Origin of the sequence: Actinomadura sp. GC306, from assembly GCF_004348665.1 — a bacterium.
Taxonomy (GTDB): Bacteria; Actinomycetota; Actinomycetes; order Streptosporangiales; family Streptosporangiaceae; genus Spirillospora.
The window spans coordinates 1-8,645 of record NZ_SMKM01000279.1; the positions used below are offsets into that span (position 1 = coordinate 1).

Sequence of the window (8,645 nt, forward strand, 5' to 3'; positions counted from 1 at the left end):
GTGGAGGCCGAGTGGGGGCTTTTGCCTTTTGTGCAGGTTGGATGCTTGATAGGTCGAACGGACGTTCGGTTTTGGAGCGTTCGACATGGTATCGAACGGGAGGTCAAAGTGACCTTGACTTGGCCGACGCATTGCTTGTGAAGTGAGCTAGGTCACGCGCGGATTGTCACATTTCCTACCAACTTGCTGCTTGTTTTCGTTAAATGATCATGTGATACTCCACTCGAACCCGTCAGCGAGTTGCTTCTCCCCACAAAGCGCCTATACCGACCAACGATGCTCTCAGGGCACCCGCCGCCCGGACTGACCGCGCCACCACGTCAAAAGGGACGAGAATGACCGTCGATGTCGGCACCCGGTCCGCTCGAAAGGCACGTACGCTGCCGTTTCGCCATCTGCCGCGGCTGGTGCGCGATCCGATCGGAACGTTCGAGGAAATGGGACGGGAGGCCGACGGTGAGATCGTCCGGGCGAACCTCGGCCCGTTCCGCCCTTATCTGATCACCCGGCCGGAGCACCTGCAGTACATCCTGCGCGACAACGTCGACAACTTCCGGCGCGAGGGCATGATGTGGAAGCCCCTCGGACGGCTGGTCGGCGACACCTCGGACATCGGTCCGACGTGGAACATCCGGCGCAAGGTCTACCAGAACCTGCTGTCGGCGCCGAGCACCGCGCTGGTCGCCGACGAGATGACCGCCACCATCGCCGAGGCCGTGGAGGAGCTGGGCCGGCGCGCCGCGGGCGGAAAGCCCGTCGACGCCTACGGGGAGATGACGCGGATCGTCTACCGGACGATCATCCGGGTGCTGCTCGGCGACCGCATCGAGCTGTCGAAGATCGACGAGCTCGGCGAGGCCATGGTGACCGCGACGACGTCGTCCTTCCGCGCGCGGATGCTGATGCCGTTCATCCCGTTCTCGGTGCCGCTGCCCGGGGACCGGACCTTCAACCGCGCCGTCCGGGTCCTGGACGACCTCATCTTCCCCATCGTCCACGAGGCGCGCCGCCGCCAGGACGACGGCGGCCGGGACCTCGTGTCGATGCTCCTCAACGCGCGGGGCGACGACGGCGAGGCGCTCGACGACCGGGCCGTCCGCGACGGCATCGTCGGGCTGTTCATGGCGGCGACGGACACGACGGTCTCGGTCCTGACGTTCCTGTGGGGCGCGCTGGACGCGAACCCGGACGTCCGCACGAAGCTCTACGACGAGATCGACCGCGTGGTGGGGACGCGTCCGGCCCGCTATGACGACGTCCCGAAGCTGCCCTACACCAAGATGGTGCTGCAGGAGACGGCCCGCATCTACTCCGTCGGCTGGATCACCCCGAGGGTGGTGCGCGAGGACGACGTCATCGACGGGGTGCGGCTCAAGGCCGGCTCGACGATCGCCATCAGCCCGTTCCTCACGCACCGGCTGCCGGACGTCTGGCCGCAGCCGCACGTCTTCGATCCGGAGCGGTTCGTCTCCGACCGTTCCCGGCACCGTTTCGCCTACATGGCGTTCGGTGGAGGCCCCCACCAGTGCGCGGGGCGTGTCTTCTTCTACATCGAGGCGCCGCTGATCCTGGCCACGCTGCTCAGCAGGTACCGCCCGGTGCTGGCGAGCCCGCAGCCGATCGAGCCGCGGGTGGACCTCACCCTGAAGCCGCGTGAGCGGGTCGACATCACGCTGCAGCCCGTCCGGCACTGAGCCGGCGGACGCACCGCCCACGCTGAACGTCATCGTCTGGAACGCACCACTCCCGGGATGGTCTTCACCATGCAAAAAATCGATTTCACCGGCCTGCCCGCGGCCACTCCGAGCGGCGCGATCTGCGCGGTGGCGGGCCTGGCGGGGAGGGAGACGCAGCGATGGGCGGAGCGGTACGGCCGCCTGTTCGGCGCGAAACCCTTCGATCCGACGCTCTACAACACGGTCTGCCTGTGCACGGCGTTCAGCGCGCCGTGGGCGACGAGCGACGAACTCCAGTTGACGAACCGCACCGCCGTGTGGGGATTCGGCGTGGACTGGCGCATCGACTACGTGGCGACCTCGCGGGCCGAGGTGGACGACGTCGTCGCCGGGTGCCTGGCCGTCGCGGACGGGGAGCCGCCGGCCGACGACGATCTGATGCTCTCGCTCGCCGACATCCGCGAGGGGCTGGCGGAGTCGCCCGCGTTCCCCGCGCTGCTGCCCGCCTGGCGGGACCAGCTCGCGCGCTTCCTGCACTCGATGGCGCACGAATGGGACTGGCGGGCCGCCGGGAAGCGCCCCACCCTGGCCGAGTATCTGGACAACTGCGACAACTTCGGGTTCTCCTTCGCGTTCCTCTCGCAGTGGATCTCCAGCAGCCCGCCGCCGAGCGAGGCCGACATCGCGGCGGTCCAGACGGCGAGCTGGGCCGCGCAGCGCGCCGGGCGCCTGATCAACGACATCGGCAGCTACGAGCGGGACGTCGAGTGGGGCGACCTCAACGCCCTCCTGCTCGACGTCGGACGGGACGAGATAGACCGGCACGTCGCCGAGCTCACCGGGCGGTTCCGCGAGGTCGTCGTCCCGCTGCGCGAGGACCATCCCCGGCTCGCCTACTACCTCGAACGCCAGATCGACTTCTGCATGGGGTTCTACGGCGAGACCGACTACTGGGGGGCGCTGTGACCACGGGTCAGGAGGCACGGCCCGACGCCGGCCCGGCCGCGGCCCAGGATCTGCTCGCCGGCCTGCTCGCGCGGCCCTGGGGACAGGTCTCCCCGTCGATCTACGAGACCGGCAGGCTGGTCTCCCTCGCCCCCTGGCTGAAGGGGCACGACCTGCGGCTGCGGCATCTGCTGGACGCGCGGCGTCCCGACGGCCTCTGGGGAGCGCCGGAGGGGTACATGGTCGTCCCGTCGCTAAGCGCCGTGGAGGCGTTGCTCAAGGTGCTGCGCGACGGCGGCCCGCCGGCCGAGGAGCTCGCCGGCGCGCTCAACCGCGCCCTGCCCGTGCTCGCCGTGCGGCTGCCGGGCATGACCGCCGACGCCCTGCCCGACATGCCGGCGAACGACCTCATCGCCAGCGCGCTGATCGACTCGATCAACGACCACCTCGCCGCCCTCCGGGAGCTGCCCTCGTCCGGCCTCGACCCGGCGGTCCTGGACGCGCCCCTGGGCCGTCCGAAGGACCTGGACGGGACGAGGCTCGCCACCATCCGGGCCGCGCTCGGCGCCGGGATCGTCCTGCCGGAGAAGGTGCTGCACGCGCTGGAGGTCGCGGGCGATCTGGCGCGGGGTGCGCCGGCGGTCCGCCCGGGTTCGCTGGGGGCGGTCGGCGCGTCGCCCGCCGCCACCGCCGCCTGGCTGGACGAGCACGCCGCGAGCGATCCCCACCACCTGGCGCGGGTCTTCCTGGAGACGGTCGTGGACGACCACGCCGGTCTCGCGCCGTGCGGCATCCCCATCACGGTCTTCGAGCGCGCCTGGGTGCTCGGCATCCTCGCGCGGACCGGCGTCGCCACGAACGTGCCCGCCTCGCTGGTGCAGGGCCTCGACGACGCGCTCGGCCCGGTCGGCACCCCCGCGGCGGAGGGGCTCCCCCCGGACGCCGACACCACGTCCGCGACCCTGTACGCGCTCGGTCTCCTCGGCGTGCCGCGGGCCCCCGACATGCTGTGGTCGTACGAGACGGACACGCATTTCTCCACCTGGCCCGGCGAGAACGGCTTCTCGGTGACGGTCAACGCCCACGTCCTGGAGGCGTTCGGCCAGTACCTCCAGGCGGTGCGCCGGGGCGAGGCTCCGCCGGCCGCGGCGGCGGGACGGTACGCGGCGACGGTGGACAAGCTCGTCGGCCTGCTGTGCGACCGGCAGGAGGCGGACGGCAGCTGGACGGACCGCTGGCACGCCTCGCCCTACTACGCGACCATGTGCTGCGTCGTGGCGCTGGACCGGTTCGGCGGCGAGAAGGGCGCGCGGGCGGTGCAGCGCGCCCGCGCGTGGGCACTGGAGAGCCAGCGGTCCGACGGGTCGTGGGGACGCTGGGAAGGGACGGTCGAAGAGACCGCCTACGCCATTCAGATCCTGCTGTCAGACACGCCGGATATCACCATGTGGGAGGCGTCGGCGAGGATTAGGGAATCTGTCGCCGCCGGTTGTAAAATGCTCCCCGCCGCGGATCGTCCGGACGACGACGGCGCCGACGAGTGGCCGGCGCTATGGCACGACAAGGACCTGTACCTGCCGGTCGCCATCGTGCGGGCGTCCGTCCTGGCAGCGCACCGGCTGGCCGACCAACGCGGCATTAGACCCGATTTGCGCTAAATGCACGTTGCGCCCATGTTTCGTATCTCACACTGCAAGATGGTCAATAGCGGAATTTCCCGCTAACGCGAACAAAGTACATCATCTGCCCTCGCAACGTTGCTAAGGTACTCCGCGTGCGCACGCGACAGCCCCCTGTCGCGCCGCGCGCCTGTACACCAGCGGCCCGGCAACCGTCACCCCCGGCGGCCCGCCGGGCGCTCGGGAACTCGTTGAGGACAGGTTGAATGCGCTTCCGCAACTCACGTCTGCGGACGAAAATTACCGCCCTGCTCGTGTCGCTAGCGGCACTCTGGGTCTTCGCCGCGTGGGTGACCATGCGCGAAGGACTGAATCTGCTCACCGTCACCACGCTCGACCAGAACGTCACCCGGCCCGCCGTGACCCTGGTGACCGAGGTGCAGCAAGAACGCCGGCTCTCCCTCGCCTACCTGGGCAGTCCCAGCAGGCAGCAGCGCGCCGCGCTCGACGCGCAGCGCCAGCGCGTCGACTCCGCGTCGGCCGACTACCGGGAGGGAGTCGCGAGCGGCTCCGTATCGAGGATGGCCAGTGACAACACCAAGAAGAGCATCAAGGAGTCGCTCAGCCGCCTGAACGCCCTCACCGCGGGCCGGACCGCCATCGACGCCCGCTCACTGGAGCGCGGCCAGGCGGCCCAGCCCTACAACGACTTCATCGACGTCGCCTTCCGCCTCTACACCTCGGTCGGCAGCGTGGACGACGACGCCATCGCCAAGGACAGCCGCACGCTCAACTCCCTCACCCGCGCCAAGGAGATCCTCTCCCGCGAGGACGCGCTGCTCGCGGGAGCACTCGCCGCCGGGCGCTTCACCCCGGCCGAGCACGCAGAGTTCACCAAGCTGGTGGGAACCCAGCGGTTCCTCCACGAGGAGGCCGCCGCCGAGCTCCCGCAGGAGGACCGCGCCCAGTACGACGAGGTCGCCCGGAGCAACGAGTACCTGGGGCTGCGCGGCCTTGAGGACCGCATCGTCCAGAGCAAGACGACCGGGCCGATCCGCATCACCTCCCAGGAGTGGGAGTCGTCGATGCTCCCGGTCCAGAAGCAGCTCGAACAGGTCGTGCTCGACGGCGGTGACAGGCTGCTGGAACGCGCTAAGCCGATGGGCTACGGGATCATCATCCGGCTGGCCCTCGCCGGCGGTCTCGGCCTGCTGGCGGTCATCGCGTCCATCGTCGTGTCCATCACCACCGCCCGCGCGCTCGTCCGGCAGCTCGAACGGCTGCGCGCCGCCGCTTGGGAGCTGGCCGAGCAGCGCCTGCCCGGCGTCGTCGAACGCCTCGGGCACGGCGAGCAGGTGGACGTCTCCCTCGAAGCCCCGCCGCTGCAGTTCGGCAACGACGAGATCGGGCAGGTGGGACGCGCGTTCAACGCCGTCCAGGAGACCGCGATCCGCACCGCCGTCGAGCAGGCCGAGCTGCGCCGCGGCATCCGCGACGTCCTGCTCAGCCTGGCCCGCCGCACGCAGACCCTCGTGCACCGGCAGCTCACCATGCTGGACACGATGGAGCGCCGGCACGACATCGAGGTCAAGGAGCTGGAGGAGCTGTTCCGGCTCGACCACCTCGCGACCCGCATGCGGCGCAACGCCGAGAACCTCATCGTGCTCTCCGGCGCGCTGCCCGCCCGCGGATGGCGCAACTCCGTCCCGATGGTGGACGTCGTCCGCGCCGCGGTCGGCGAGGTCGAGGACTACACCCGCGTCACCGTGCTGCCGTTCGGCCCGGTCGAGCTCGCCGGACGCGCCGTCGGTGACGTCACCCACCTGCTCGCCGAGCTGATCGAGAACGCCGTGTCGTTCTCCCCGCCGGACACCGTCGTGCAGATCGGCGGCCACCTCGTCGCGAGCGGCTTCGCCATCGACATCGAGGACCGCGGGCTCGGCATGACCGACGAGAAGCTCGCCGAGATCAACGCGCGGATCGCCGACCCGCCCGACTTCAACCTGCAGAGCTCCGTCCAGCTCGGCCTGTTCGTGGTCAGCAAGCTCGCCGAGCGGTACAACGTGCAGGTCTCGCTGAAGCGCTCCGCCTACGGCGGCACCACCGCGGTGGTCGTCATCCCCCGGGAGCTGATCAGCGAGCAGGGGCCCGAGGCCGCCAAGTCCGGCGCCACCACGCAGAACGGCCTGGAGGTGCGGCAGCCGACCGTGGTCGGCGCCCCCGCGAACGGACGGCCGGTGTCGCAGAACGGCACCGGGGCCGATGCGCCGGCGTCCGGTCCGAGGTCGTCGGGTGCGACGGCGACGCTGTCCGCGTCGTCCACCGGACCGGCGCTCGTCGCGGTGCCCTCGCCCGCGTCCGAGCCGGCCGACGCGCACCGGCCCGGCGGCGGCGGGCGCTCCCCCGAGGACGCCGCCCCCGAAGACGGGGGTGATTCCGTAACCACCGAGCCGGAGGATCAGCCACCCGTGCCCGATAGCTCCACCACACCGTCCGGTCTTCCCGTGCGGGTGCCCCAGGCGAACCTGGCCGAGCCCCTGCGGGCGGGCGAACCCGCCGCCGAGGAGCAGGAGGAGGTGGAGGACCCAGGCCGCTCCCCCGAGGAGATCCAGCGGATCATGGGCTCCTACCAGCGGGGCACGCGGCAGGGCCGGTCCGACGCGGCCCAGGCGGAACGGCAGGAACGGCGCGAGAACGCAGCGGAAGGCGAGGAAGATCAGTGACGCAGAAGACCGGTTCGACCTCCGATCTGGGCTGGTTGCTGGACGATCTGGTCCACCGGCTGCCGCACACCCGCAGTGCCGTCGTGCTGTCGGCGGACGGCCTGCTGATGGCGTCCTCCGAGGGCATGACCCAGGATGACGGAGAGCACCTCGCGGCCGTCGCCGCCGGGATCCAGAGCCTCGCCAAGGGCGCGGGCGTCCGGTTCGGCGGCGGGCCCGTCCGGCAGACGATCATCGAGATGGCGTCGGCGTTCATGCTGGTGACGGTGGCGGGCAAGGGCGCCTGCCTCGCCGTGCTCGCCGGGGAGGAGGCCGACGTCGGCCTCATCGCCTACGAGATGGCGATGCTCGTCACCGCGATGGGCCACCACCTCACGTCCCCGTCCCGGTCGGAGGCGGCCGAAGGCGGTTCGACGTGATGCCTCCCGAGGATCCGCAGCACCAGTGGCCGGACGACTCGGCGCTGCCCGCCCGCGGCCGGCTGCTCGACGAGCAGGCCGGCCCGATGGTGCGGCCGTACGTGATGACCAGCGGCCGCATCGAGCCGACCCGCGGCGAGTTCGACCTCATCACCCTCGTGGTGGCGGTCGGCCCCGAGCCGGAGGGCGCGATCGGCCTCGGCCCCGAGCACCTGGCGATCATCCGGCTCTGCCAGTCGGTCATGTCGGTGGCGGAGATCACCGGACATCTCGACCTTCCGGTGGCGACCGTGCGGGTGATGCTCGGCGACCTTCTCGACAAGGGATTCGTCTCCATGCAGGAGCCCGAACCCGAAGCGGACATGCACGACATCAGGCTCTACAAGGCGGTGATCGATGGTCTCCGGGCCCTCTAGCGCCGGGGGCGGACGGCACGGCGTGCGCGCCCGCAGGCTTCCCACGGCGGTCAAGATCGTGATCGCGGGCGGATTCGGCGTCGGCAAGACCACGATGGTCGCGACGGTGTCCGAGACCCGTCCGCTGCGTACCGAGGAGGTCCTCACCGACAACAGCGTCGGCGTGGACGACATCTCCGGTGTGGAGCGCAAGGGCACCACCACCGTCGCGATGGACTTCGGCCGCATCACGATGAAGGAGGACTACGTCCTCTACCTGTTCGGCACACCCGGGCAGCAGCGCTTCTGGTTCATGTGGGACGAGGTCTCGCTCGGCGCCATCGGCGCCGTCGTCCTCGCCGACACCCGCCGGCTGTCCGACTGCTTCCCGTCGGTCGACTACTTCGAGCGCCGCAAGACCCCGTTCATCGTGGCGGTCAACTGCTTCGAGGGCGCCAAGCGCTACGACCTGGCGGAGATCCAGATGGCCCTGAACCTGGGCCCCAGGGTTCCCGTCATGCTCTGCGACGCCCGCGACCTTGAATCCTGCAAGAAGGTCCTCATCGACCTCGTCCTGCACGCCATGAAGACCCGCGGTTTGACCGGCGACCCCGAACCCCAAAACGCCTAAAACCCCAAAGGCCGGTCGGTCCCGGCGGCACCAGCCGCCGGGACCGACCGGCCTTCCCGCGTCACCAAGTCCGTTGACTTGCGGCGTGTTGTTGTTATCCGGCGCTCCATAACAACAACACGCCGCAAGTCAACGAGCGCGAAGCAGCCGGCACCGCAGCCCCGCGCCGGGCTGAGCCGACGCGGTCGCGTCCGAAGGCAGGTTGCGCCGAGGGGACTGCTAGCCGGTTCTCGACAC

Annotated in this window: 7 protein-coding genes; all 7 read left to right on the top strand. The window is 70.2% G+C overall.

Annotated features, from left to right (window positions below):
* The first annotated feature begins 407 nt into the window (after positions 1 to 407).
* The 7 genes from E1200_RS27830 (at position 408) to E1200_RS27860 (ending at position 8,408) form a co-directional block, all read left to right on the top strand.
* Complete coding sequence (locus E1200_RS27830) at positions 408 to 1,694, top strand: cytochrome P450 (RefSeq protein WP_165950494.1); 1,287 nt, start codon at positions 408 to 410, stop codon at positions 1,692 to 1,694.
* 69 nt (positions 1,695 to 1,763) lie between these two features.
* Positions 1,764 to 2,642, top strand: coding sequence for a terpene synthase family protein (locus E1200_RS27835; RefSeq protein ID WP_131955048.1), 879 nt, complete (start codon positions 1,764 to 1,766; stop codon positions 2,640 to 2,642).
* A complete protein-coding gene (locus E1200_RS27840) occupies positions 2,639 to 4,279 on the top strand; it encodes a hypothetical protein (RefSeq protein ID WP_131955049.1) in 1,641 nt (546 codons plus the stop codon). Before E1200_RS27835 ends, E1200_RS27840 begins: the two co-directional genes overlap by 4 nt.
* 275 nt (positions 4,280 to 4,554) lie before the next feature.
* A complete protein-coding gene (locus tag E1200_RS27845) occupies positions 4,555 to 6,963 on the top strand; it encodes a nitrate- and nitrite sensing domain-containing protein (RefSeq protein WP_243708877.1) in 2,409 nt (802 codons plus the stop codon).
* On the top strand, positions 6,960 to 7,382 hold the full coding sequence (locus E1200_RS27850) for a roadblock/LC7 domain-containing protein (protein ID WP_131955051.1): 423 nt from the start codon (positions 6,960 to 6,962) through the stop codon (positions 7,380 to 7,382). The genes E1200_RS27845 and E1200_RS27850 overlap by 4 nt, the downstream gene beginning before the upstream one ends.
* On the top strand, positions 7,382 to 7,798 hold the full coding sequence (locus tag E1200_RS27855) for a DUF742 domain-containing protein (RefSeq protein WP_131955053.1): 417 nt from the start codon (positions 7,382 to 7,384) through the stop codon (positions 7,796 to 7,798). Before E1200_RS27850 ends, E1200_RS27855 begins: the two co-directional genes overlap by 1 nt.
* Entirely contained in the window at positions 7,779 to 8,408 is a 630-nt protein-coding gene (locus tag E1200_RS27860; protein WP_131955052.1) for an ATP/GTP-binding protein, read from the top strand. Before E1200_RS27855 ends, E1200_RS27860 begins: the two co-directional genes overlap by 20 nt.
* Positions 8,409 to 8,645: the final 237 nt, after the last annotated feature.